Source organism: Eubacterium oxidoreducens, from assembly GCF_900104415.1.
Classification (GTDB): Bacteria; Bacillota; Clostridia; order Lachnospirales; family Lachnospiraceae; genus Eubacterium_C; species Eubacterium_C oxidoreducens.
Genome location: NZ_FMXR01000024.1, coordinates 1 through 26,317 on the forward strand (window position 1 = coordinate 1; position 26,317 = coordinate 26,317).

The 26,317-nt window shown below is 34.0% G+C and carries 25 protein-coding genes, 2 tRNA genes, 1 rRNA gene and 1 pseudogene; 17 read left to right on the forward strand and 12 right to left on the reverse strand.

What is annotated here, in order from left to right; translation table 11 throughout:
• From BLS20_RS12740 to dnaA, 10 genes are all read right to left on the reverse strand, one after another.
• Positions 1-152: ribosomal RNA gene (locus BLS20_RS12740) — 16S ribosomal RNA — on the reverse strand; the annotation flags it as partial.
• A gap of 368 nt (positions 153-520) precedes the next feature.
• Positions 521-608: transfer RNA gene (locus BLS20_RS12745), tRNA-Ser, on the reverse strand.
• 469 nt (positions 609-1,077) lie between these two features.
• Complete coding sequence (locus BLS20_RS12750; protein ID WP_090174744.1) at positions 1,078-1,629, reverse strand: Fe-S-containing hydro-lyase; 552 nt, start codon at positions 1,627-1,629, stop codon at positions 1,078-1,080.
• A 13-nt stretch (positions 1,630-1,642) separates the two neighbouring features.
• Positions 1,643-2,485: a fumarate hydratase gene (locus BLS20_RS12755; protein ID WP_090174767.1), complete on the reverse strand. Its 843-nt coding sequence runs from the start codon at positions 2,483-2,485 to the stop codon at positions 1,643-1,645.
• A 22-nt stretch (positions 2,486-2,507) separates the two neighbouring features.
• Positions 2,508-5,006: a DNA gyrase subunit A gene (gene gyrA / locus BLS20_RS12760; RefSeq protein WP_090174745.1), complete on the reverse strand. Its 2,499-nt coding sequence runs from the start codon at positions 5,004-5,006 to the stop codon at positions 2,508-2,510.
• A 36-nt stretch (positions 5,007-5,042) separates the two neighbouring features.
• A complete protein-coding gene (gene gyrB / locus BLS20_RS12765; protein ID WP_090174746.1) occupies positions 5,043-6,959 on the reverse strand; it encodes a DNA topoisomerase (ATP-hydrolyzing) subunit B in 1,917 nt (638 codons plus the stop codon).
• Between the two features lie 10 nt (positions 6,960-6,969).
• Positions 6,970-8,067, reverse strand: a complete 1,098-nt coding sequence (gene recF, locus BLS20_RS12770; RefSeq protein WP_090174747.1) for a DNA replication/repair protein RecF — start codon at positions 8,065-8,067, stop codon at positions 6,970-6,972.
• Positions 8,064-8,273, reverse strand: coding sequence for an RNA-binding S4 domain-containing protein (locus BLS20_RS12775; protein ID WP_090174748.1), 210 nt, complete (start codon positions 8,271-8,273; stop codon positions 8,064-8,066). The genes recF and BLS20_RS12775 overlap by 4 nt, the downstream gene beginning before the upstream one ends.
• A gap of 16 nt (positions 8,274-8,289) precedes the next feature.
• The gene (gene dnaN / locus BLS20_RS12780) at positions 8,290-9,405 is read right to left on the reverse strand and encodes a DNA polymerase III subunit beta (protein WP_090174749.1); all 1,116 of its coding nucleotides are present in this window, start codon (positions 9,403-9,405) and stop codon (positions 8,290-8,292) included.
• A 326-nt stretch (positions 9,406-9,731) separates the two neighbouring features.
• Positions 9,732-11,096, reverse strand: a complete 1,365-nt coding sequence (gene dnaA / locus BLS20_RS12785) for a chromosomal replication initiator protein DnaA (protein WP_090174750.1) — start codon at positions 11,094-11,096, stop codon at positions 9,732-9,734.
• A gap of 281 nt (positions 11,097-11,377) precedes the next feature.
• On the opposite strand from dnaA, the gene rpmH reads away from it, so the two are divergent.
• From rpmH to rsmG, 8 genes are all read left to right on the forward strand, one after another.
• The gene (gene rpmH / locus BLS20_RS12790) at positions 11,378-11,512 is read left to right on the forward strand and encodes a 50S ribosomal protein L34 (protein ID WP_090174751.1); all 135 of its coding nucleotides are present in this window, start codon (positions 11,378-11,380) and stop codon (positions 11,510-11,512) included.
• Positions 11,513-11,564: 52 nt separating this feature from the next.
• Positions 11,565-11,915: a ribonuclease P protein component gene (rnpA, locus tag BLS20_RS12795; protein WP_090174752.1), complete on the forward strand. Its 351-nt coding sequence runs from the start codon at positions 11,565-11,567 to the stop codon at positions 11,913-11,915.
• Between the two features lie 3 nt (positions 11,916-11,918).
• Positions 11,919-12,128: a membrane protein insertion efficiency factor YidD gene (yidD, locus tag BLS20_RS12800; protein WP_090174753.1), complete on the forward strand. Its 210-nt coding sequence runs from the start codon at positions 11,919-11,921 to the stop codon at positions 12,126-12,128.
• Between the two features lie 23 nt (positions 12,129-12,151).
• Entirely contained in the window at positions 12,152-13,405 is a 1,254-nt protein-coding gene (locus BLS20_RS12805) for a YidC/Oxa1 family membrane protein insertase (RefSeq protein WP_242870591.1), read from the forward strand.
• A 15-nt stretch (positions 13,406-13,420) separates the two neighbouring features.
• Positions 13,421-14,041, forward strand: coding sequence for an RNA-binding cell elongation regulator Jag/EloR (gene jag, locus BLS20_RS12810; protein WP_090174755.1), 621 nt, complete (start codon positions 13,421-13,423; stop codon positions 14,039-14,041).
• Positions 14,042-14,187: 146 nt separating this feature from the next.
• Positions 14,188-15,567, forward strand: a complete 1,380-nt coding sequence (gene mnmE / locus BLS20_RS12815) for a tRNA uridine-5-carboxymethylaminomethyl(34) synthesis GTPase MnmE (RefSeq protein ID WP_090174756.1) — start codon at positions 14,188-14,190, stop codon at positions 15,565-15,567.
• A 17-nt stretch (positions 15,568-15,584) separates the two neighbouring features.
• Positions 15,585-17,471 (forward strand): tRNA uridine-5-carboxymethylaminomethyl(34) synthesis enzyme MnmG, encoded by a 1,887-nt coding sequence (gene mnmG / locus BLS20_RS12820; protein WP_090174757.1) that lies wholly within the window; start codon positions 15,585-15,587, stop codon positions 17,469-17,471.
• Positions 17,464-18,204, forward strand: a complete 741-nt coding sequence (gene rsmG / locus BLS20_RS12825; RefSeq protein ID WP_090174758.1) for a 16S rRNA (guanine(527)-N(7))-methyltransferase RsmG — start codon at positions 17,464-17,466, stop codon at positions 18,202-18,204. The genes mnmG and rsmG overlap by 8 nt, the downstream gene beginning before the upstream one ends.
• Before the next feature lie 31 nt (positions 18,205-18,235).
• Here rsmG and BLS20_RS12830 read toward each other — a convergent pair whose 3' ends face one another.
• The gene (locus BLS20_RS12830; RefSeq protein WP_090174759.1) at positions 18,236-19,186 is read right to left on the reverse strand and encodes an alpha/beta fold hydrolase; all 951 of its coding nucleotides are present in this window, start codon (positions 19,184-19,186) and stop codon (positions 18,236-18,238) included.
• A 158-nt stretch (positions 19,187-19,344) separates the two neighbouring features.
• On the opposite strand from BLS20_RS12830, the gene BLS20_RS12835 reads away from it, so the two are divergent.
• From BLS20_RS12835 to tnpA, 9 genes and pseudogenes are all read left to right on the forward strand, one after another.
• Positions 19,345-20,391, forward strand: coding sequence for a sensor histidine kinase (locus BLS20_RS12835; protein WP_176762420.1), 1,047 nt, complete (start codon positions 19,345-19,347; stop codon positions 20,389-20,391).
• 3 nt (positions 20,392-20,394) lie between these two features.
• Entirely contained in the window at positions 20,395-21,039 is a 645-nt protein-coding gene (locus BLS20_RS12840; RefSeq protein WP_090174761.1) for a response regulator, read from the forward strand.
• Between the two features lie 390 nt (positions 21,040-21,429).
• The gene (locus tag BLS20_RS12845) at positions 21,430-22,185 is read left to right on the forward strand and encodes a ParA family protein (RefSeq protein WP_090174762.1); all 756 of its coding nucleotides are present in this window, start codon (positions 21,430-21,432) and stop codon (positions 22,183-22,185) included.
• 11 nt (positions 22,186-22,196) lie between these two features.
• Entirely contained in the window at positions 22,197-23,102 is a 906-nt protein-coding gene (locus BLS20_RS12850) for a ParB/RepB/Spo0J family partition protein (protein WP_090174763.1), read from the forward strand.
• A 30-nt stretch (positions 23,103-23,132) separates the two neighbouring features.
• Positions 23,133-23,663, forward strand: a complete 531-nt coding sequence (locus BLS20_RS12855; protein ID WP_090174764.1) for a DUF4446 family protein — start codon at positions 23,133-23,135, stop codon at positions 23,661-23,663.
• A gap of 34 nt (positions 23,664-23,697) precedes the next feature.
• Complete coding sequence (locus BLS20_RS12860) at positions 23,698-24,543, forward strand: HD-GYP domain-containing protein (protein WP_176762421.1); 846 nt, start codon at positions 23,698-23,700, stop codon at positions 24,541-24,543.
• Between the two features lie 23 nt (positions 24,544-24,566).
• On the forward strand, positions 24,567-25,451 hold the full coding sequence (locus BLS20_RS12865; protein ID WP_090174766.1) for a DUF3881 family protein: 885 nt from the start codon (positions 24,567-24,569) through the stop codon (positions 25,449-25,451).
• Between the two features lie 45 nt (positions 25,452-25,496).
• Positions 25,497-25,568: transfer RNA gene (locus tag BLS20_RS12870), tRNA-Arg, on the forward strand.
• 214 nt (positions 25,569-25,782) lie between these two features.
• Positions 25,783-25,992: pseudogene (gene tnpA / locus BLS20_RS12875) on the forward strand (IS200/IS605 family transposase); the annotation flags it as partial.
• 123 nt (positions 25,993-26,115) lie between these two features.
• On the opposite strand, the gene BLS20_RS12880 reads toward tnpA, so the two are convergent.
• Positions 26,116-26,317, reverse strand: a 202-nt coding sequence (locus BLS20_RS12880) for an ATP-binding protein (RefSeq protein WP_176762422.1), incomplete at its 5' end; no start/stop codon positions are given.

A 26,317-nucleotide genomic window follows, 5' to 3' on the forward strand; every position in this document is an offset into this window, starting at 1 on the left:
TAAGGCAGGTTACCCACGCGTTACTCACCCGTCCGCCACTCAGTCACTAAATCGTCACTCCGAAGAGATCGTAATAAAGTGCTTCGTTCGACTTGCATGTGTTAAGCACGCCGCCAGCGTTCATCCTGAGCCAGGATCAAACTCTCATGTTTAATCTTTTGATAATTGCTTCAGAATTACTTCTTGGCTTTTTATCCTTGTGCATCCCTTTTAGTCAGATGCTTTACTGTTTTAAGGTGTTAATCTAATCGATTAACTGTTCTTTTAAGAACGTTTCTCTTAGAATTTTTCAAGGTTATTTCACTGTTCAGTTATCAAGGTTCGTGTCGGTTTTTGTTTTTGCCGACAACTTCTATATGTTATCATGATTATTATGTCTTGTCAACACTTTTTTTTACTTTTTTTAATCTTTCTTAACATATATTCGTTTTATTCCCTGTGGGAATTTAACTATATCATGCAATCAAAATACATGTCAATCAAAAAATAAAAAGCAACAAGATATGCTGCTTTTTATTAACGGAGAAAGAGGGATTTGAACCCTCGCGCCGGTCACCCGACCTACACCCTTAGCAGGGGCGCCTCTTCAGCCTCTTGAGTATTTCTCCTGAAGTTCATTGATTATTTATCAACTTTTGCTCACGCATAAGATATGTTACTAAAATCATGTGTATTTGTCAATGTAATTTTTTAATTTTTATTCTTATTTCTTTATGTATTATTTTAACTTGGTTTGATTATCATTTTTGACTTGGTTAAACACACACCTTCTAAATACAAGATGCGAATATTATATAAGTATTCCGACTAGAATGCTGCATTTTATATATACCTTTCATTTTATTGTACAATTTGTATATTCTCTTCCTATTTTTCTATACTATTTGTTGTTAGTCATGATAATACTATACAAAACTGATTTAAATAATATTTTTTTATTGTTTTTGGCTTTTATCTTTGCTATACTATAAAAGAAGTAATAATTCATGGATTTATCCATGGAGATATTATCCTCTTTTGTTTTAATATTGTCGACTCAAACAAAAAACACCACGTTCTGTGGTGTTTTTTGTTTGATTAATCTTCCTTATATTCCAATATTGCAGTTTCATAAAGATTATTTCCTTCACAATCCGCTACTACAACTACCGGAAAATCTTCCACCTCTAGTTTTCGTATTGCTTCAGCTCCTAGATCTTCATAACATACAATCTCAGATTTTTTTATACACTTTGATAATAATGCTCCTGCTCCTCCAATAGCTGCAAAATATACAGCTTTATTTCTAATAACCGCATTTAATACATCTTTGGTTCTCTTTCCTTTACCTATCATTGCTTTTTCTCCAAGATCAAGTAACGTTGGAGCATATTTATCCATTCTGCTGGCTGTTGTTGGTCCTGCCGACCCAATTGGTCTTCCTTCTCTCGCCGGAGATGGTCCCATATAATATATAGTACTATCCTTTATTTCAATAGGAAGTTGTTCTCCCCTTTCAAGTACTTCCATTAATCTCTTATGCGCAGCATCTCTGGCGACATATATCGTTCCTGTTATAAATACAAAATCCCCCGCATGAAGGGAACTGGCAATTTCTGCCGTAATTGGCGTCGTTATCTTTTTATCCATGAGTGCCACCTTCTTATATTTCTCTTATTGAATGTCTATTAACATGACAACAAATATTTATTGCCACCGGAAGTCCGGCTATATGTGTTGGATAAGTATCTATATTTACAGCTAATGCTGTTGTTGTACCACCTAATCCTGCCGGCCCTATTCCGCTTTTATTAATTTTATTTAACACTTCTTCTTCCATTTGTGCGACGTATGGAATTTTTGAATGTTCATTTACTGATCGTGTTAAAGCTTTTTTTGCCATAAGAGCACATTTTTCAAAGGTACCACCTACACCTACACCTACAACCATTGGAGGACAGGCGTTTGGTCCTGCATCTTTTACTGCTGTTATAATGGCATTTTTTACCCCTTCTATTCCATCTGCTGGTTTTAACATAAAAACACGACTCATATTTTCACTTCCAAATCCTTTTGGAGCAACCGTTATTTTTATCTTATCTCCTTTTACGACAGAATAATGAATAATTGCCGGTGTATTATCCTTTGTATTTTCTCGGATTAATGGATCTTTCACAACCGATTTTCTAAGATATCCATCTACATACCCTTGACGAACACCTTCATTTACTGCTTCTTCAACGTCTCCATCCACAAAGTGTACATCTTGACCTACTTCAAGAAATATTACAGCCATTCCTGTATCCTGGCAGATTGGAATCATATCATCCTTGGCTATTTTTAAATTTTCCTGAAGCTGATTAAGTACTTTCTTTCCTATTGGTGACTTTTCTGTTTGAACAGAATCCTTCAATGCATTCTTCATATCCGGTGTCAAATCATAATTTGCTTCTATACACATTTCTTTAATTGCTTCCGTAAGTTCTGTTACGGAAACATTTCTAATATTGCCCACTTTTTTTTCCTCTTTATTCTTGTTCTTCCTCTTGTGATGGTTGGCCTTCCTCCGAATAATCCATTAATGATTTATCTTCTTTAACCTTTGCAATGCTAGCAACTAAGATATCTTCATCAAGATTAATTAATTTAACTCCGGAGGTAATTCTTCCAAGTACGGAAATATTTTCCACCGGCATTCTTATAATGACTCCGGCTGTTGTAATCATCATGATTTCATCGTCTTTATTTACGGCCTTTGCACCAACAATATTTCCTGTTTTTTCAAGAACTTTGTAGCATTTAACACCTTTACCACCACGATTTTGTGCTGAAAAATCATCCATTCTTGTGAGTTTTCCAAGACCTTTTTCTGATGCGATTAACATATATTCTCCCATGTCAGATAACTGCATAGAAACAACCGTATCCCCTGGAATCATGTTCATACCTATTACTCCAAATGTGTTTCTACCTGTTTTTCTGACATCGGTTTCTTTAAAACGTATACACTGTCCAAAGTTTGTTATTAACAATGCTTCTTTTGTATTATCTGTGACCATAACATCAATTAATTTATCATCGTCACGAAGTGCTATTGCAGTTAAACCTTTTTTACGGACATTTACATAATCCATTAAGGATGTCTTTTTCACAATTCCATTCTTTGTCGCCATTAAAAGGAATTTATCTTCTTCATATTCTTTAAATGGAATTACTGTCGTAATTTTTTCATCCGGCTGTAGCTGTAAAATATTAATAATCGCAGTTCCTCTAGATGTACGTGATGCTTCCGGAATCTCATATGCTTTAATTCGATAAACTCGTCCTGTGCTGGTAAAGAACATCAAATAATGATGTGAGGTTGTCATAAATAATTCCTCAATATAATCATTTTCAATGGTCTCCATTCCCTTAATTCCTTTTCCGCCACGATGCTGAGACTTAAAATTATCTGTACTCATACGCTTGATGTAACCAAGTTTTGTCATCGTAATGACGGTATTCGTCTCCGGAATCAGATCTTCCATGGAAATATCGAACTCATCAAAACCGATGCTTGTTCTTCTTTCATCTCCATATTTATCCGCAATCTGTGAGATTTCTGTCTTAATGACGCCAAGTAAGATATTCTCATCTCCAAGAATTGACTTGTAGTATTCAATCTTCTTTTTGAGTTCTTCATACTCAGCTTCTAATTTTTCACGTTCCAAACCTGTCAGTGAACGAAGACGCATATCTACAATTGCCTGTGCCTGCGCGTCTGACAATCCAAAACGAGAAATTAATCCTTCTTTTGCCTGCTGCGTATTACTGCTTGCACGAATAATCTTAATTACCTCATCAATATTATCCTGTGCAATTAATAAACCTTCGACAATATGAGCTCTTTCTTCTGCTTTGTTCAGTTCATACTTTGTTCTTCTAGTTACAACATCTTTTTGATGATCCAAATAATAATTCAGAAGTTCAAGAAGAGTTAAAATCTTAGGCTGATTATCCACAAGTGCAAGCATAATTACACCAAATGTATCCTGCAATTGTGTATGTTTATATAACTGATTTAAAACGATATTCGGATTTACATCTCGACGAAGTTCAATAACAACACGCATTCCCTGTCTGTCCGATTCATCGCGAAGATCGGTAATACCGTCTACTCTCTTTTCTTTGTGAAGTTCGGCAATTTTTTCAACCAGTCTTGCCTTATTTACCATGTATGGAAGTTCCGTTACAACAATACGATTCTTTCCATTGTCCATCGGTTCAATATTAGTTACCGCACGAACACGGATTTTGCCTCGTCCCGTACGATACGCCTCATTAATTCCGGCTGTTCCCATTATTTCAGCACCTGTCGGAAAGTCCGGTCCCTTTACAATCTCAAGAATTTCATCAATTGTTGTTGTTCTGTTTTCTTCTACCTGGTTATCGATGATTTTTACGACAGCACCAATAACCTCACGAAGATTGTGAGGTGGAATATTGGTTGCCATACCTACCGCGATACCGGTTGTACCATTCACCAAAAGATTTGGAAAACGTGATGGAAGAACAACCGGCTCTTTTTCGGTTTCATCATAGTTTGGCATGAAATCAACCGTATCTTTGCCGAGATCTTCAATCATGTGATTAGCAATCTTATCAAGTCTGGCTTCTGTGTATCGCATAGCTGCTGCACCGTCGCCATCCACAGATCCAAAGTTACCATGACCGTCAACGAGTGTATAACGCATTGACCAATCCTGCGCCATGTTGACTAATGCACCATAAATAGAACTATCTCCGTGTGGATGATATTTACCCATGGTATCACCAACGATTCTCGCACACTTTTTATGCGGCTTATCGTAGGTGTTGCTCATTTCATTCATGGAATATAAAATACGTCTTTGTACCGGTTTTAAACCATCTCTGACATCCGGAAGTGCTCGCGACACAATTACGCTCATCGCATAATCAATATACGAGTTCTCCATTGTTTTTTTCAAGTCGACATCATTAATGTTGTCAAAAATTTTGTCATCCATTCTAAATAATCCTCCTAGCGGATTTACATATCACTACTAAATATCAAGATTCTGCGCAAACTTCGCATTCTTCTCGATAAATTCTCGTCTCGGCTCAACCTTATCACCCATCAACGTCATGAAAGTAAGATTGATTTCCGAACTATAATCTTCATCAAATACAACTCTGTGAAGAATTCTTGTCTCCGGATCCATAGTGGTTTCCCAAAGCTGTTCCGCATCCATCTCTCCCAGTCCTTTGTATCGTTGAATCTTATTGTTACCATCACGACCAATCTCCGTCATGATGGTATTCAGCTCTTCATCACTATAGGCGTACCATACCTTTTTCGCTCTTTCCACCTTATAAAGTGGTGGCTGTGCCAGATATACATGACCTTGTTTAATCAGTTCCGGCATAAATCGATATAAGAATGTCAACATCAGTGTACTGATATGTGCACCGTCGACATCGGCATCCGTCATGATAATAATTTTATTGTAACGAAGCTTTGTGATATCAAAGTCTTCATGAATTCCCGTACCGAATGCAGTAATCATGGCGCGAATTTCAGCATTTGCAAATATCTTATCCACCCGCGCTTTTTCTACATTCAAAATCTTTCCTCTAAGAGGAAGAATTGCCTGAGTTGCTCTTGAACGGGCTGTTTTTGCAGATCCACCCGCGGAATCACCCTCGACAATAAAGATTTCACAATTCTTTGGATCTTTATCAGAGCAGTCTGCAAGCTTACCTGGAAGAGCAGATCCTTCAAGTGCTGTCTTTCTTCTTGTCAAATCTCTTGCCTTACGTGCTGCATCTCTCGCACGCTGCGCCAAAAGTGACTTTTCGCAGATAATCTTGGCAACATTTGGATTTTGCTCAAGAAAATAGGTCAAATGTTCATTGACTACTGCATCAACAGCTCCTTTTGCCTCGCTGTTTCCAAGTTTTTGCTTTGTCTGTCCTTCAAACTGAGGCTCTTCGATCTTGACACTGATAACAGCTGTCATACCTTCACGTATATCTTCACCGGTTAAAGCCGGATCAGAATCTTTTAAGATTTTATTGGCTCTGGCATAAGTATTAAATGTTCTGGTAAGAGCATTTCTAAAACCGGTCAGATGCATACCACCTTCCGGTGTATTGATATTATTAACAAAACTGATTGTATTTTCCTGATAAGCATCATTATGCTGAAGTGCAACTTCTACATACACTCCATCTTTTGTTCCTTCACAGTAAATGACTTCCGGATAGGCTGCTTCACTGCTACCATTTAAATAGGTCACAAATTCTTTAATTCCGCCTTCATAATGGAAGATTTCTTCAACCGGTTCTTCTTCTCTTTTATCCACTAGTGTTATATGAAGATCCTTTGTTAAAAATGCCGTCTCTCGTAGTCTTTTCTTAAGAATATTATAATCATAAACCACATCATCAAATATTGATGGATCCGGCTGAAAATGTACCATTGTTCCGGTATCATCTTTATCACAATCCCCAATTATTTCTACAGGTGTTAATATCTTACCTCTTGCATAACTCTGCTTGTGGATATGACCATCACGTTTTATTTGAACTTCCAGATTTGTAGAAAGAGCATTTACGACAGATGCACCTACTCCATGAAGACCTCCGGATACTTTGTATCCTCCTCCTCCAAATTTTCCACCGGCATGTAATACCGTAAATACAAGTTCTACACCTGACTGGCCGCTTTTTTTATTGATATCCACAGGAATACCTCTACCATCATCAATAACGGTAATAGATTCTCCTTTATTTATTTCAACTCTAATATGTTTACAAAATCCAGCAAGTGCTTCATCAACTGCATTATCTACTATTTCATAAACGAGGTGGTGCAATCCTTGGGATGAAGTACTACCAATATACATACCAGGTCTTTTTCTTACTGCTTCTAATCCTTCTAATACCTGGATTTGATCTGCTCCGTACTCCGCTGCCATAATTTCCTCCTTACATTTGTTCCTGTAACTTTTCACTCACATTACCGCTTATTACTTGAAATACTTTATCAACTTCAAAACTGTTTTTTACAAATTCATCCAGTCCTGTGCATGTAATAAGCGTCTGTGTTTCTTTTATTTGCTGCAATAAATAATTTTGCCTGTTACTATCTAATTCTGATAATACATCATCAAGTAATAATACAGGTTCGTCATCTATTGTTTTTTTTACTATTTCTATTTCTGAAAGTTTTAAAGACAGTGCAGATGTTCTTTGCTGTCCCTGAGAACCAAACTTTCTAATGTCTACCCCTTCTATCAAAAATGATAAATCATCTCTATGAGGTCCTGTTGTAGTTATTCTGTTTTTTAAGTCTTTCCACTTATTTTCTTTTAGTTGTTTTTCGAAATTTTCAATTTCGACTTCCGGTTCATAAGAAAGTTCTAAAACTTCTCTTTCTCCGGAAATCTTATAATGAGTTTTTCTTACAATCGGTGCTATTTCCTGAACAAACTTTTTTCTTCTTTCAATCAAATAAGACCCATATTTTATAAGTTGCATATCCCAAATTGGAAGAGTTTCCTCCAAAGAAGAATTAAATGCAATATCTTTTAGAAGTTTATTTCTTTGCTGCACAACTTTGTTGTAGTTTGTAAGATTATATAAATAGATTTTATCAAGCTGACATAACTCTAAATCCAAAAATCTTCTTCTTTCAGAAGGACCTTTTTTTATGATATTTAAATCCTCTGGCGAAAAGAAAATGATATTTAATATTCCAAATATTTCACTTGCTTTTTTTATAGCGATCTTATTGATTGCTATCCCTTTTGCTTTATTATTTTTTAAATGAATATCAATCATATAATCTTTCTCATTTTTTTCTACATTTACCTGAATATGAGACTCTTCTTTTCCAAATTGAATCATATCCCTATCATGGCTTCCTTTATGAGATTTAGATGTAGCACTTACATATAAAGCTTCTAAAATATTTGTCTTACCCTGCGCATTGTCTCCATAAAAGATATTTGTACCGGGACTTAAATTGATATCTAAATAATTATAGTTTCGAAACTGGTTTAACTTTATGGATTTTACAATCATTGAACCACTTTCACCACTTCTCCCTGAAAACTCACTTTATCTCCAGGATATATTTTTTTCCCTCGTTGTGTACATATTTCACCATTTACTAAAACCATTTCATCTGCTATTACCATTTTGGCATCTACTCCGCTTCCTACGAAACCTGCCAACTTAAGCAACTGGCCTAGTTTTATGAAATCATCACGAATTACAACTTCTTCCATATCCTAATTCCTTTTCTTATACATTATTAAAATTTACCGGAAGAATCAGATAAATATATTTTTCCTCTAAATCTTTAATAAAACATGGTGCTTTAGGATTTACCATATACAAACTAACTTCTTCATCTTCTATAACACGAAGAGCATCGATAAAGAATTTATGATTAAATCCTATCATAATATCTTTTCCTTCTTTCTTGATTTCGATGTCTTCTTTCATGTTACCTACAAATGAATTAATCTTAAGCTCCATATTTTCTTGATTAATATCCATAATAATTGGCTTTTTGTCTCCCTCTTTTACTAATGGAGTAGCACGATTAATAGCTCCTAATAATTGTCTTTTATTAATGATTACTTTGGTTTCATAATCATGAGACAACATTTTTTCAATCTTAAAATATTCGCCTTCAATCAACCTAGATACAACAGTTGTCTGATCAAATTCAAATACAATATGATTACGACTAAAATAAATGGTAACCATTTTTTCTGTATCATCTGTCAGAATCTTAGCAATTTCCTGAAGTGTTTTTCCCGGAACTACTACTTTTTTAGGTGTATAGGATTCTTTCAGTTCTATATTTCTGATGGAAATACGATGTCCATCCATTGATACAACTTTTAAATTATTCTCTTGAATTTCAAACAATTCTCCCGTCATAATTTTGTTACTTTCACTTTGATCAGCAATTGAAAAAATTGTTTGATGTATTACTTCTTTTAAGGTGTATTGAGATATTTCTATTGAGTCATTTTTTTCTATATCTGGAAGATACGAAAAGTCTTCGCCTGATTTTCCTATAATGGTATATTTTGCATTTTCACAGGTAATGATTGTTTTAAAAGAAGAATCGGTTTCGATTGTAACTTCACTTTCATTTTCTTGAAATTTACTTACAATATCTGAAAAAATCTTTGCATCTAGAGCTATAATTCCTCGTTCTTCTATATCTCCATCTATAATGGTTGTTATACCAAGTTCCATATTATTAGCAGTTAATGTTATCTGCCCTGCAGATGCATCTATTAGGATACATTCTAAGATTGCCATTGATGTTCTTGATGGAACTGCTTTTGATACAACATTAATTCCTTTCAATAAATTTGATTTTGAACATATTAATTTCATTTTTGTAATGTGACCCCTTTCACAACTTATTATTCTCCGCTGCTTTATATATAAATATATAATATATTATTCTTAGTATTAGTCTTAGTAGCTGTGAATTGGTTAATAAGTGCCTTCAGCCCAGTATTTACAGGAAAAACACCTATGTATAACTATGTGATAAACCTTCTTATAAGCGGATGATAAAAAGAATGATTTTGTGAATAAATAAAGCTTTGATATTTATCCACTTATATTCACAGCTAATCCACAGAATCTGTTAGTGAATACGGTGAATAAAAATAGTTTCTATTCACCGGAGTATAGTGTACAAATTGTGGATAATGTTAATTAGGATTTATTTTTTTTATAATAGTATCTATTAGATTTTTAGTTTCTTCATTAGAATGATATTCTTCTGATATTTTTTTTGCCCCGTGTAGAACTGTGGAATGGTCTCTGCCACCCAATAGATTTCCGATTGCCTCGGATGAAGAATCTGTAAGTTCATTACATAAGAACATAGCAATCTGTCTAGGTCTTACTACATCTTTACTTCTATTTGTGGATAACAGCTTTTCCATTGATACCTGAAAGTGATCAGATACTACTTCTATAATTAATTGAGCAGTTATTTCTTTTGGCTTATCAGGAGAAATAATGTTTTGTAATTGTTTTTCTGCTGTTTCAATTGTTATGTCTTCATTAATTAGTTTAGAGTAAGCAATTAGTTTATTGAGTGCTCCTTCAAGCTCTCTTACATTTGATTTGATATTAGTAGCAATAAAACTTAATATATCATCGGAAAATGTGATGTCTGATGATTCTAATTTTTTTCGTAAAATTGCCATCCTGGTCTCATAATCAGGAAATCCGATATCAGCTAAAAGTCCCCATTCAAATCTTGTTTTTATTCTAGATTCTAGAGTTTCCATCTCTTTAGGTGATTTATCAGAAGAAATTATAATCTGTTTACCTGCGGAATGAAGACCGTTAAAAGTAAAGAAGAATTCTTCTTGTGTACTGTCTTTTCCAATAATAAATTGAATATCGTCGACCATGAGTACATCAACTTTACGATATTTATCTCTAAATTTTGACATGGATGAAGTACTTCCTGAACGGATAGATTCAATTACTTCATTTGTAAATTCTTCTGCAGTTACGTAAATGATATTTGTATTTGGACTATGCTCCAAAATAAAATGACCGATAGAATGCATAAGATGAGTTTTACCAAGTCCAGGTCCACCATATATGTATAATGGGTTATATGATTCGCCGGGAGATTCTGCAACAGCAAGACAGGCAGAATGAGCAAATCTGTTATTACTTCCTACTACAAATGTATCAAAAGTATATTTGGGATTAAGATTAGCCTTTGCAGCTTGAATCATTGCCTGGGTTTGTGCAGGACTATGCATTGCTTTTTCTTGTTGGTCTGTTATTTTTTGTTCTGGTTTGATAAATTCTATATTATAATAATTACCGGTGAGAACACCGATTGCTTCTTTAATAAATATTTTGTATCTTTTATCTAAGAATCCAATGGATAAAGGGTTGTCAGATCCGGTAGAAATATAGATAGTATTATTCTCTTGATGAGAAATTTCTAAAGGCTTAAGCCAGGTTTGAAATGATATCTCTTCGATATCACAAGCTTCCCTGACATAATCAAGAATTTTATTCCAGTTATCTTTAACATTTTGCATGTAAAAAACTCCTATGTAAGAATATAGATGTGTGCATAAAATCACACTTTTTATAATAAACTAAGTTGTGCTTTTTATCAACATTTAAAATACCCTATTATAATAAGGAAGAAACTAATTCTTTTTTTATCAATTCAACATATTGTATTTAATTATTATTTATTTTCATAGATATTGATTTTTGTTGTAAATATTATAAAAAACCGCATAATTACTTGACTTGATGGGGTTATCTGATATAATTGGAGTGATGTTTTTTAACGTAGAGGAGGTGGATATCTATGAAAATGACTTATCAACCAAAAAGAAGACAGAGATCTAAAGTTCACGGTTTTAGAAAAAGAATGAGTACAGCTGGTGGTAGAAAAGTAATTGCTGCTAGAAGATTAAAAGGAAGAAAAAAATTATCAGCATAGGCCACTCAACTAGTGGTCTTTTCTTCTTTTTAAATATTAAATATTTTATAAGATGAAATATTCAGAATCGTTAAAGAAAAATATTGATTTTACTCATGTTTATAGACATGGCAAGTCATTCGCTAACAAACTTCTTGTTATGTACATGATTGAAAATCATACAAAAAGAAACAGAATTGGTATATCAGTTAGCAAAAAAGTCGGAAATAGTGTTATTAGACATCACCTGACTCGTTTAATTCGAGAAAGTTATAGACTACATGAAGAGATGTTTGATCCAGGATTTGACATTGTAGTCGTCGCAAGGGTATCCGCGAAGAAAGCTTCTTATCATCAAATCAATGAAGCGGTTCTTCACTTGCAAAATCTTCACAAAAATAAGATGAATAAGAAGATGGAATAGGATTTGAAAAAGGTATTAATTTTTATAATCAGGGTGTATCAGTATGGTATATCGCCTACAAAAACTACAAAATGCCCCTATTATCCATGTTGTTCAAGATATGGGATAGAGGCCATAACGAAGCATGGCGCTTTAAAGGGGAGTGTATTGACTGCCTGGAGATTGGTTCGATGTAATCCTTTTTCAAAGGGGGGCTATGATCCCGTTCCATAGGAGGAGGAAAGAAATTGACCCAGATGATGCTTACCCAGTATTCTGGTAGGATTTTAGGACCGATTGCAAAGTTACTTGGTTATCTTATGAATGGAATTTACATTTTTTTAGATAATGTATTTCATATTCAAAATATCGGTCTTTGTATTATCGTTTTTACGGTAATTATTTATGTAGCAATGCTGCCACTTACCTTTAAGCAGCAAAAATTTGCAAAATTGAATAAGATTATGCAACCTGAAATAAAAAAAATTCAGGAAAAGTATAAAGGAAGACGTGATTCTGCATCACAGCAAGCTATGCAGGAACAGACACAGGCTATTTATGATAAGTATGGTGTTTCACCAATGGGAAGTTGTATACAGATGGCTATACAGATTCCTATTCTTTGGTCTTTGTATCGTGTTATTTATAATGTACCTGCTTATGTACCAAGAATTAAAGCAACTTTTGCTTCTCTTGTTGCCTCTATTATGGCTGTTGATGGTTTTCAGGATAAATTAACATCACTAAGTGAAAGTGTTTCAATTAGAAATTTAAATGTTGATTTTTCTGTTACAGATACTACAGAGCTTGGAAATTATATTATTGACCTTGTTTATAAGCTTCCGACAGCAGGATGGGATACTTTCCGTGAGCTGTTTTCATCTCTTAGCGGAGATATTACAGCTATGCAAGAATCCATAATGAATTACAATTACTTTTTAGGACTTAATATTTCAGAATCGTCATGGTCTATGATTAAGTTAGGTGGACAGACTGGAACTGCCTGGTTTATTATAGGAGGAATTTTAATTCCTGTTATTTCTGCTTTAACTCAGCTTATGAATATTAGATTAACCTCTGCAAATGCCGCTTATGATGCTAATGATGCCATGGGTCGCCAGATGAAGATGATGAATTATTTCATGCCAATCTTCTCATTTATCATGGTATTTTCATTACCAATTGGTGTTGGTATCTATTGGATTGCAGGTGCTTGTATTCGAACTTTGTTACAGCTTTTAATCAATCGTCATTTAAATAAGTTGGATTTTGATCAAATAGTTGAGCAAAATAAAGAAAAAGCAAAAGCGAAAGCAGCTAAGAGAAAAGAACGCCGTGGTGTTTATGAAAATCAGATTCGATCCGGAGCTTCTATGAAGACAAAGAATATCGATACAAGTAAGATTGATAATGCGAAAAATTCAAATAAGAATTATAAGTCCGGATCAATGGCTTCAAAAGCGAATATGGTAAAAAATTATAATAATTCGCAGAATAAAAAAAAGAAGTAGGGAGGTTTTCTAATCATGGAATTTAAAGAATTTACCGGTAAGACAAAAGATGAAGCTATTACAGCTGCATCAGTTGAATTAGGAGTTGCCTCGAGTGAACTTGATATAGAAGTTTTAGAAGAAGGCAGTTCAGGATTTCTTGGATTTAATAGTAAACCGGCTGTTATAAAAGCAAGAAAAAAATTTTCTGTAGAAGATACTATTAAAGAATTTTTATCTAATGTTTTTCATGCTATGAACCTTGAGGTTGAAATGAATATTAGCCTGGAAGATGAAAATGTTTATAATATTGAATTTAAGGGCGATAATATGGGTGTTTTGATAGGAAAGAGAGGACAAACACTTGATTCTTTACAATATCTAACTAATCTGGCTGTTAATCGTAATTCAGATGTATACTACAAGGTGAAACTTGATACTGAGAATTATCGTCAGAGAAGAAAGGACACTCTTGAAAATCTTGCTAAAAATATTTCATATAAGGTAAAACGTACTAAGAGAATGGTTTCTTTAGAGCCAATGAATCCTTATGAAAGAAGAATTATTCATTCCGCTCTGCAGAATGACAAATTTGTTACGACTCATAGTGAAGGGGAAGAACCTTATCGCCATGTTGTTGTTACTTTAAAAAAATAATCATTAGGAAATCTCAGAGGCATTTGATGTGCTTCTGAGATTTTTCATTATGTGATATAGTATTTGTACACTATTTTATCCCGGTTGTGAATGATCCTTTCTTTTTGGCAAAGAACAGGGTCGAGACTTGAAATGAGGAATTTGATATGTTTCAAAATGATACGATTGCAGCTATTGCAACAGGTATGACGAATTCAGGTATTGGAATAATTCGTATAAGCGGTGAAGGTGCATTTGATGTTATTGATCGCATTTACCAGTCAAAAAAAGGAAAGAAAGTATTGTCAGAGCAACCATCTCATACGGTTCATTATGGGATGATTGTTGATGGTGATCATATTATAGATGAAGTTTTGGTTTTGATGATGAAAGGACCTAATTCTTATACAGCGGAAGATACTGTGGAGATTGATACGCATGGCGGAAGTTATGTGATGCAAAGGATTCTTGACACTGTTATAAAAAACGGAGCAAGACTGGCACAGCCTGGTGAATTTACTAAAAGAGCTTTTCTAAATGGAAGGATTGATTTATCCCAGGCAGAATCTGTTATGGATGTTATTTCTGCTAAAAATGAATTCGCTCTTAGTAATTCTGTTAATCATTTACAAGGTGCTTTATATGAGAAAATTAAGAATCTTAGAGAAATGATTCTGCATGAAACTGCTTTTATAGAATCAGCACTTGATGATCCGGAACACTACTCATTAGACTCTTATCCACAGCAATTAAGCTTAATTGTGGATAAATTAATAAATAATACACAGAAGTTGATAAAAACTGCAGCTAATGGAAAGATTTTAAGCGAGGGTATTACAACTGTAATCGTAGGGAAGCCAAATGCCGGAAAGAGTTCTTTGCTTAATGCTTTAATAGGCGAAGAAAAGGCTATTGTTACGGATATTGCCGGAACAACCAGGGATGTGTTAGAACAGCAGCTTCGTTTAGATGGATTGATTTTAAATCTTATCGATACTGCTGGAATTAGACAGACTGTGGATACAGTGGAAAAAATAGGTGTGGATCGTGCTATCGCATCTGTTGATAAAGCTGATTTAATTATTTTTCTTGTGGATGGATCGATACCTTTAGAGGAAGAAGATATTAAGATACTAGAATATATTAAAGATAAGAAAGTGATTTGTATCTTAAACAAATCTGATTTGGATTTTGTTGTTTCAAAGGAAGATATTTTAAAATATTTGGATGCTCCTGTGATTTCTATTTCAGCCAAGAAACAAGAAGGTATTGATTCTTTATCTTCTTATATTAAGGATATGTTCATACGTAAAGAAATCGATTATAATGATGAAGTATTTATAACAAATGCAAGGCATGAACAAGCGTTAAGAGATACCTTATCTTCTTTAGAACTTGTAAAAAGCAGCATTGAGCAGAATATGCCGGAGGATTTCTTTTCTATAGATTTAATGAATGCTTATGATTCCTTAGGAAATATTATAGGTGAGTCTACTTCTGAAGATCTTGTTGATGAAATTTTTAGCAAATTCTGTATGGGTAAATAGATGGAAGGGTTAATAACATGGCAAAATTAGTAGAAGAGTATGACGTATGTGTAGTTGGTGCCGGACATGCCGGTTGTGAAGCTGCACTTGCATGCGCCAGAAAAGGTTTATCAACAATCATATTTACAGTTAGTATTGAGAGCGTGGCTATGATGCCATGTAATCCAAATATCGGAGGAAGTTCAAAAGGTCACCTTGTAAGAGAAATTGATGCGCTTGGTGGACAGATGGGTATTAATATTGATGCGACTTTTATTCAGTCAAAAATGCTTAATAAGTCTAAAGGTCCAGCAGTGCATTCTCTAAGAGCTCAAGCTGATAAAAACGCGTATAGTTCATTGATGAGAAGAACTTTGGAAAATACAGAAAATCTTGTTCTCAAACAGGCTGAAGTTACGGATTTGATAGTTGAAGATGGTAAAGTAAAAGGTGTTAGAACTTTTACAGGTGCAACTTATTTATCTAAAGCAGTTGTGTTGTGTACGGGTACGTATTTGAATGCGAGATGTCTTTGCGGTGATTCCATTACCTATACCGGTCCAAATGGTCTTCAATCTGCTACTCATCTTTCAAAATCGTTAGTTGATAATGGTGTAAAAATGCTCCGCTTCAAGACAGGTACACCGGCAAGAATAGATAAAAGATCTATAGATTTTACGAAAATGCAACCTCAGTTTGGCGATGAAATAATTGTTCCTTTTTCATTTACTACTAATCCTGATGAAATTCAAAAGGAGCAAGTATGTTGTTATCTTACTTATACAAATGAACAGACTCATGAAATTATTAAAGATAACCTAGATCGTTCACCGATGTATTCGGGTATGATTGAGGGAACAGGACCAAGATATTGTCCATCAATAGAAGATAAAGTTGTAAAATTTGCTGATAAGAATAGACATCAGGTATTTATAGAACCAGAAGGCCTCAATACTAATGAAATGTATGTTGGAGGAATGTCATCTTCTCTTCCTGAGGATGTACAACATGATATGTATCATTCTGTTGCAGGCCTTGAAAATGCTAAGATAGTGAGAAATGCTTACGCAATAGAATATGATTGTATAAGCGCTGTTCAACTAAAATCTTCTCTTGAATTTAAAGAGATAGAAGGATTATTTAGTGGCGGACAGTTTAATGGTAGTTCCGGTTATGAAGAAGCAGCAGCGCAAGGACTTGTTGCTGGGATTAATGCTGCTTCTAAAATCCTTGGACAGGAACCTTTGGTTTTAAAAAGATCGGATGCTTATATTGGAGTTTTAATTGATGATCTTGTAACGAAAGAAACAACCGAACCTTACCGCATGATGACATCAAGAGCGGAATATCGTCTACTTTTGCGTCAGGATAATGCTGATCTAAGATTAACGGAAATTGGTTTTCAATATGGTCTTATTTCAAAGGAACGTTATGAGATGGTTCTTGAAAAGAAAAAGGAGATTGCAAAAGAAGTTGATAGAATTAAGCAGGTAACAATTGGAGCAAATAAAAATGTTCAAGCTTTGTTATCAGAACTAGGATCTACTACGATAAAGACAGCTACAACATTGGCAGAACTCATCAGAAGACCAGAATTAAATTATGACTTAATTAGTGAATTAGATTCTGAAAGACCGGAGTTATCTTGGGATGTCATAGAGCAGGTGAATATTAATATTAAGTACGAGGGATATATCTTAAGACAGCTTAAACAAGTTGAAGAGTTTCATAAATTAGAAAATAAGAAGATTCCAGATAATTTTGATTACAGTAAAGTTTCTTCTTTGAGAATCGAAGCGGTGCAAAAGCTTAATAAATTGAAACCTGCTTCAATTGGGCAAGCTTCGCGTATTTCAGGTGTTTCACCGGCAGATATTTCAGTTTTACTGGTATATTTACAGCAAAAAGGAAAAGAATATGAATAAGAAAGAATTATTAGATGAATCTTTAAAAAAAATAAAGATTGAAGCTTCTGATGAGCAGCTAGATCAATTACTTGATTATTATGATTTTTTGATTAAAACAAATGAAACGCTGAATCTTACTCGCATTACGGAATTTGAAGATGTTGTAATGAAACATTTTGTGGATAGCTGTGCTATTGGTCAGTATGTGGATTTACATAGAAGTCTTTCTATAATTGATATTGGAACCGGTGCTGGCTTTCCAGGTATTCCTCTTAAAATTATTTATCCGGAGCTTTCGGTAACGCTTGCAGATTCTTTAAACAAGAGAATACGGTTTTTGGAGGAAGTAATACAATTATTATCATTAGAAAATATCCGCACTATACATTCTAGAGCGGAAGATTTAGGAAAAAATTGTGATTTTAGAGAAAAATTTGATCTTTGTGTATCTCGAGCGGTCGCTAATCTTTCAACTCTTAGTGAATTAGCGATTCCACTTGTAAAAGTAGGAGGAAATTTTATTTCTTATAAATCTGGTGAAATAGATCAAGAATTAAAAGATGCAGAATTTGCTGTTGGGGAGCTTTCAGGCAGAATAAAAGATGTATTATATTTTCAATTACCGGGAGATGAAATATCAAGATCTTTTGTTATGATAGAAAAGGTCAGAAAAACTAAGAAAAAGTATCCAAGAAAAGCAGGGACACCATCAAAAAATCCTTTGCAGGATATAAGTAGCTGTGAACGATAAAAAAATGTCGGACTTTTTAAGTCCGGCATTTTTATGATTCTAGAAAAATTTTTAATTGTGATAGAAAACTTTCTGGTTTTTCTAATTGTGGCAAACGAGAAGTATTTTCTATATATGTTGCTTCGATAGAAGGATTCATCTCTATATAGGTTTCTATGATTTGGTCGGCCATTGGTGTTTGAGTTCCCTCTATGATATAGATACTGTGATTCAGTTTCTTTAGTGCATGTGCAATGTTAATATTTGTATATCGTGAAAAAATACTTGAATACAAGAATTTTCCTCGACTTTCTTCATTATGAGCTGATACGTAGTATTCGTTAATCATAGAATTGGAAATTAAGTGACTTTTGAAAAAATTCTTTTGCTTTAATCCCAAGATGATATTTTTTTCTGAATAAATCATATTATAGATGCTTGTTCCAAATATAGGAGTTTCAAGAACCTTCTTCATAATACGATTTCTTTTGCCTGGTGTTTTCGATAATGTGATTATGTCAGTTGGATTGACCAGTACTATTTTGTTAAAACAATCAGGATTCATATTACAGGCCATAATGGTAAAGGAGCCGGAATCACCGGTTGCTATTACATCTGTTTTCTGACCAATTATTTTTTTTATAAAGTCTGTTAATAGCTGAACATATAGGTAATTGGTATATGTCATATTAGGTTTTTCAGAGTCTCCGCAGCCAAGCAAATCTAAAGCGTAGACAGTATTTGTCTTAGATAACTTTGAAATGATTTTGTCCCATTCAACTCTTGATGAAGCTGGGTTTAAGTCATGTATGAGAAGAATGGGAGATCCCTTTCCCTTCTTTATATAAGAGATGTTACCATATCGCCATGTCATGATCTTAGATGCTTCAAAGTTGTCTCTATGTCTATTAGATGCCCTAAAAGCGATTAGTTTATTTGCACCATAAATCGCTGCTATAGCAGCACCGCCTATTAAGACTGTGTTTATTACTTTTTTATTCATAGCAATCCTCCTTTTAGGCGTTTTGTCTATTATCATTATAATGGATTCTATTTTTTTTCACAATGATAAAAGGTTCACATTGCATTTTTAGGTCTTATATTATAAAATACACTTGGTACTTTATATGTAAAAACATATGTTCGAAGGAGGCTGCTTTATTGGTACGTGACTTTTTACAGGATTACTATGACGATCTTAATAGGAAGAAAAGTCAATTGTCTAAGCAGAGTCGGTCTTTAAAAAAGCAGATTGATGATTATAATTTAAAAATTGCAGAACTAGAATCTGCAAAGGATCACGTTCAGGTTGGATTTACCCCAACCGGGTTTGATGAGAAGGATGCAGAAACTCTTTCCTTGTTAAAAAGAGAAGTTCGTAAATATTCCCGCAAACAAGACCACTTCTTAAAGGAGATAGAAGAAATTGATTCTAAATTACTTCTTTTGTCTCATGAGATAGATCAATGTGCTGTTGTAGTAGAGGGTGACGTTAATAATGATTTATCTTTTGTTTCCGAAGTAGATCCTATTAATGCTGCTTTACATCGTAAAATATTAGAATCTCAGGAAATGGAAAGACAAAGAATTGCTAGAGATTTACATGATTCTACGGTTCAGACTTTAACAAGTTTTGTTCATAAGATGGAATTGTGCTCCCGACTTATGGAGATTGATCAGGTAAGATGTAAGTTGGAAATGAAGATTATGAATAACCAGTTAAGATCTTCTATTGAAGAACTTAGAGAAATTATTTATAATCTTAGACCTATGTCATTTGATGATATTGGTCTTGATGTAACAGCACAAAGAATGTTAGACCATTTGGCAAAAAAGTCTCCTACAGCTACTTCATTTAAATTTATTTCAGATGGAAATTTGAATGATATTCCTCAGGTAATTTCGTTAACACTATTACATATTATGGAAGAAAGCTGTAATAATGCTTTAAAATATGCCAATGCTTCTTTGATTGAAGTATCAATGATTAATCATGACGGATTAATTGAAGTAATGATTAGGGATGATGGAGATGGATTCGACCAGAATGAGGTTGCGAGCAAAAAAACTAATGATGCAACACACGGGTTTGGTATGTCCATTATGAAAGAAAGAGTATTTTTATTAAATGGTAGTCTTTTGATTGAAAGCAAACCGGGTAATGGAACAATAGTTAAAATTACTGTTCCACTCAAAAAGGAGGATTAATTAATGATTAAATTGATGTTAACTGATGATCATGCTATGGTTCGTGAAGGATTAAAAAACCTTTTGGAACTGGAAGAAAATTTTGATGTTGTAGCTGAGGCTAGTGATGGACTTGAATGCTTAAATATTTTAAAAGATGGTAATACGGCAGATGTTCTTCTTTTAGATATTAACATGCCTAATATGAATGGACTTGAAGTGTTAGAACAATTAAAAAAATTAAAAGTTGATATTAAAGTTATTATTTTAACTGTTCATAACGAAGTTGAATATTTATTAAAGGCAGTCGAAGTTGGAATAGATGGTTATATTTTAAAGGATTCAGATCTAAGTGTTTTGAAAACTGCTATTAATTCTGTATATAATGGGGAAGCTTATATTCAACCTGATTTAATTCCTTCTTTGAATGCAAAGTTGGTAACAAAAAATGCCGATCAGGAATTAATAGATTCTCTTACTAAGAGAGAGTTGGAAGTATTAAAGAAAATGGCGGTTGGTCTTTTTAATAAGGATATTGCAGAACAGTTAAATATTTCAGAAAGAACAGTGAAAAATCATATTTCAAATATTTTTAAGAAAATTAAAGTTGTTGATCGTACACAGGCCGCTGTGTTTGCTATTAGAAATAATTTGATTAACGTTTTTTAAATCAGTCGGAGAAATTCCCCACCTCTAAGCGTTAGCGTAGGTGGGGGATATTAATAATCAGAAAAAGGTCCCTTCTAGGACCTTTTTATTTTGTCATGGTATTTGCTTTATTTATTAAATCAGTCGGAGAAATCCACCACCTCTAAGCGTTAGCGTAGGTGGGGGTTATGACAAAATTAGGATATATTTGTAATTGTTTCACGTGAAACATTTAAAAAAAACCCAATATTTTGGTTTAGTAAAAAATTAAAACCCCAAGATATTAGAAAATAAAAAAATGTTTCACGTGAAACAAAATTAAATATTAATTTTAGTGAAACATCGCATACAAAAGGAATGATTTGTGATAAAATAAGTAGCGAAGTCAAAAAAGAAAGAGGGAAATTGCTAATGGGAAAAGTAATTGCGATAGCAAACCAGAAAGGCGGAGTTGGAAAAACTACAACAGCCATAAACCTTTCTGCTAGTTTAGCTGAAAAAGGGAAAAAAATTCTCACAATTGATTTAGACCCACAGGGAAATACAACTAGTGGTCTAGGGGTAGAAAAGAGTGAACAAGATAATACGATATATGAATTGCTGTTAGGAGAATGTACAGTTAAGGAATGTATGGTAAAAACAGAGTATGATAATTTATCACTACTGCCATCAAATGTTAATCTGGCAGGAGCTGAAATTGAATTGATAGATGTGAAAGATAGTCAATATGCATTAAAAAATGAAATTGATTATGTAAGGGATGATTTTGATTATATAATCATAGATTGTCCTCCGTCACTTAGTATGCTAACAGTAAATGCGATGACAACAGCAGATAGCGTATTGGTTCCTATTCAATGTGAATTCTACGCGCTTGAAGGATTAAGTCAGTTGGTACACACAATTGAGTTGGTACAGGAAAGATTAAAGCCGGATCTTGAATTTGAAGGTGTAGTATTTACCATGTATGATGGAAGAACAAATCTATCCTCGCAAGTAGTAGAAAATGTAAAAAATAATCTTCAAACCAGAATATTTGACACTATCATTCCAAGAAATGTTAGACTTGCAGAAGCGCCTAGTCACGGACTTCCAATAAATGCATATGATACAAAATCTGCAGGAGCAGAAGCTTATCGAAATCTGGCAAAAGAGATTATCGGGTAGGAGGAGAATATATGGCAGCAAAAGGATTAGGAAAAGGAATTGATGCAATGATTCCGGCAGCAAAATCCGGCACAAAATCAAAAACATCAGCGAAAAAAGAAAAAGATGAATTGCAAGGCGAAGTAGTTGTTGAAATGAACATCAACGAAGTAAGCCCAAATAGAGAACAGCCAAGAAAAAAATTTGACGAAGATGCGTTAGAGGAATTATCCGAATCAATCAAACAACACGGAATACTTCAACCATTGCTTGTCGAAAAGAAAGAAGATTACTATGAAATTATTGCCGGTGAACGCAGATGGCGAGCAGCTAAGATTGCCGGAGTAAAAAAAGTACCTGTAATTATTAAGGAACTTACCGAACAGGAAAAAGTAGAAATTGCTTTGATTGAAAATATTCAAAGAGAAAACTTAAATCCTATTGAAGAAGCAATGGCATATAAAAAGCTGCTTGAGGAATTTAATCTAAAACAAGATGAAGTAGCACAGCGTGTTTCAAAAAGTCGAAGTGCAGTAACAAATTCTATGCGACTATTAAAGCTTGGAGAACAAGTACAGCAAATGGTGATAGATGATATGATCAGTACGGGACATGCGAGAGCATTGCTTAGTCTAGAACCGGAAAAACAGTATTCGATAGCACAATACGTTTTTGATAATAAAATGAGTGTGCGCGATACGGAAAAGTATGTAAAGAAACTGTTAGAAGATGATAAGGAATCTTTGGAAAAAGAAAAGGCAAAGAAAAAAGATAATCGTCAAATGGATTTGGTATATCAAAATCTTGCAGACAAAATGAAAACAGCACTTGGAACAAAAGTGTCAATTACTCCAAAAGATTCTCAACGTGGAAAGATTGAAATTGAATATTACTCGAATGCAGAGTTAGAACGATTAATGGAAATATTTACAAAATAAAACAAAACATATGTTCGAGAGGAAAAAGAAATGTACGAAATTAATTTACCAGATCTTTTAGGTCTTAGTTATGATTATTTAATTATGATATTAGCAGCTCTGATAGTTGTGTTGATTATTATTATGATTGTAAATACAGCAAAAACTTCCAGAATGAAAAAATCATATCGAGCTTTCATGGAAGGAAAAGATATGAAATCAATGGAAGAAATTTTAATGAAAAAATTTGAACAGGTTGATAAAGCGGTTGCAGTTACCGATAAAAATACTGAAGAAGTTCAAAATATACTTGAGACCTTAAATAAAACCTTCATGAAAGTTGGTATGGTTAAATATGATGCCTTTAATGAGATGGGTGGAAAACTAAGTTTTTCTCTTGCATTATTAAATAAAGCAAATGATGGATTTATAATTAATGCAATGCATTCTCGTGAAGGTTGCTACACCTATATAAAAGAAATTGTTAATGGTAATTCGTATCTTGTGCTTTCAGATGAAGAAGCACAGGCATTATCAATTGCAAAGGGTGAAGCAAAACCACAACCGCCAGAAGAGTCTTGACAAGGGAGCAAGTGCCTTAAAAGGGGAGACGAATATGAGGCAGATTCATATCGAAGAGATTAAGAATGGGGACATATTAGCAGAAGATGTGGTGTATACAGATGGAGATGTCTTAATAAAAAAAGATACAGCACTAAAAGAAATTTATATAAAATTACTTCGTCAGCTAGATGTTTCACAAGTATGTATTGCGGATAAAGAAGCCGCACAGAATAGTTATTTGCAAAAGGCTTTTATTTATAAAAATCAGTTAAAACATCTTTTAGAGCAAATTATGTATAATAACCGCAATCAGTTTGAAAAAGTTCAATCGATTGCAGAGAGCATTTGGCAGAATTTTAAAGACGAAAAAAGAGTGAATGCCCTGCTTGATCAGGATGCTACTTTATATGATCATGCAGTAGCAGTTGCTGTTTTATCTATGAAAGTCGGGCAAAGTCTGAAACTTAATACCGAAGAAATAAAAGAATTAATTTGTGCAAGTTTATTACATAATATAGGTCTTCGATATGTAACTGTACCATATAAAGAAATTGATATTGAAACACTTTTACCAAATGAGGTATTTGAATTTAAAAAACATACCATCCTGGCATACAGTGCTTTAGAAACGGAAGAATGGATATCGCAAGAGGTAAAAACCATGATATTATCACACCATGAAAGGCTTGATGGTTCAGGTTATCCGCTAAAACAAAAGCAACAATCATTGGGATGTAGAATAATACAAGCGACTAGTTATTTAGCTTCTGCAGTAATGGGCTTCGAAATGAAAAGCAGGGACATTAAAACAGTTACAGAGGAAATGTGGCATAAATCTGGAACTTGGTTTGATGTAGAGGCAGTAACAAAGCTTTTACATGTCATTAATGCAGAATAACATTCATACAGGAGGATTATTGATTGCATAAATATTTACAGGCAATAGGATTTAAAAATATAACAAAAGAAGAGTTTGATGATATTCTAGATAAAACGATTGAAGAAGCATCCCAGATTTTTAATGCAATAGGTTCGGAAGAAACTGAAATTGTAGAATTTAGAAAAATGTACAGTAAAAATTTTGGTCTTTCGATAGTTGGTGAGTATGTGGATGATGAGACATTTCGAATGGAATACTACTTTCCTTTCTTTTTGGGAAAAGGACAGACCACTGAGGAAAAAGCAGAAATCGAAAAACATGCAGATAAAGAAGCTTATGCAGGAATTTGTGAAGATTATAGGGTAGGCGTAACCTTGATTTTCTATTTGCAAAATATGACAGATTTTCTAAATGCAAAATATATTGGTAGAGCCATTCGAGCAAATACTTCTGTAACGCTTAGCGGATTATCAACAGAAGGGAAAATTCTTTTTCCGGTAAATAAAACAGAACAACAAATAAGTAATACAAAAAAGTATTCACAAGCAAGGGTACAGCAGATTGCCAAAGCTCGTGAGGGTGATGAAGAAGCAATTGAAAAATTAACTCTTGAGGATATGGATATTTATACAAAACTTTCAAAAAGGGTATTAAAGGAAGATATTTTATCAATTGTAGATACCTATTTTATGCCTTATGGAATAGAAAGTGACCAGTATTCTGTATTGGGCGAAATTAAAGATTTCGAATGGATAGAAAATGAGTCCTCCAAAGAAAAGGTTTGTAGGTTAAATGTCGATTGCAATAATCTGGAATTTGATTTAATAATAAATGAAGATGATCTCATGGGTGAGCCTGCATTAGGTCGAAGATTCAAAGGAAACATCTGGCTGCAGGGACAACTTAACTATAATATGGAATTATAAACTTGAGAACATATCTATTATCTGCTATGATAAATAGGTTGAATTGTTCTCATAGTTAAATGGATATAACAAGCGCCTCCTAAGCGCTAGTTGTGGGTTCGATTCCCGCTGGGAACGTTATAAAACACTTTGCAAGAAATTCGTGCAGGTGTAAAATGCCGCTTGCGGCATTTTTTTATTATGTGTCGTGACACAGTTGAGCTCGCGAAGCGTGCGAAATAGAAACCACCCGCTATGCGGGTGCGCGGTGTTTGTTATACAAAAAAATCACCTTTCCGCTATAATTTTGGATGTTCAAGTCTAAATTATAACGAAAGGAAAGGTGATTTTAATGGCCAATAAGGCAAATAGTTTAGCACACACTAAATGGATGTGTAAATACCACATAGTGTTCACTCCAAAGTATAGGAGAAAAATAATCTACAATCAATATAAGGTAAGCATACGAGATATCTTAAAACAACTTTGTGCATACAAAGGAGTAGAGATTATAGAAGGGCATCTAATGCCAGATCATGTGCATATGCTGGTCAGTATACCTGATTATTCTTGCCTATTTGGTACAAGCATCCTGTAACATCCGGACATTGGTTCCTGCATTATTCGGACGTTAGTTCTTATAACATCCGGACAAGATTCCTGTATCAAGTAGACAAGATGACTTCTACTGTTCAATATACTCTTTTTCGCTTGCGCTGTCATCTGCGTAAGCCGGCATATGTTCGACCGTAGGTCGCCTAGATGGGCCTTTTAGGTTGAAGCGATATGCATTTCGCACGATTCGATCTAAGACCGCATCTGCGATGGTTGGATCCTTGAAAACCGAAGGCCAGTCTTTCACCGGAAGCTGGGCAGATATAGCCACT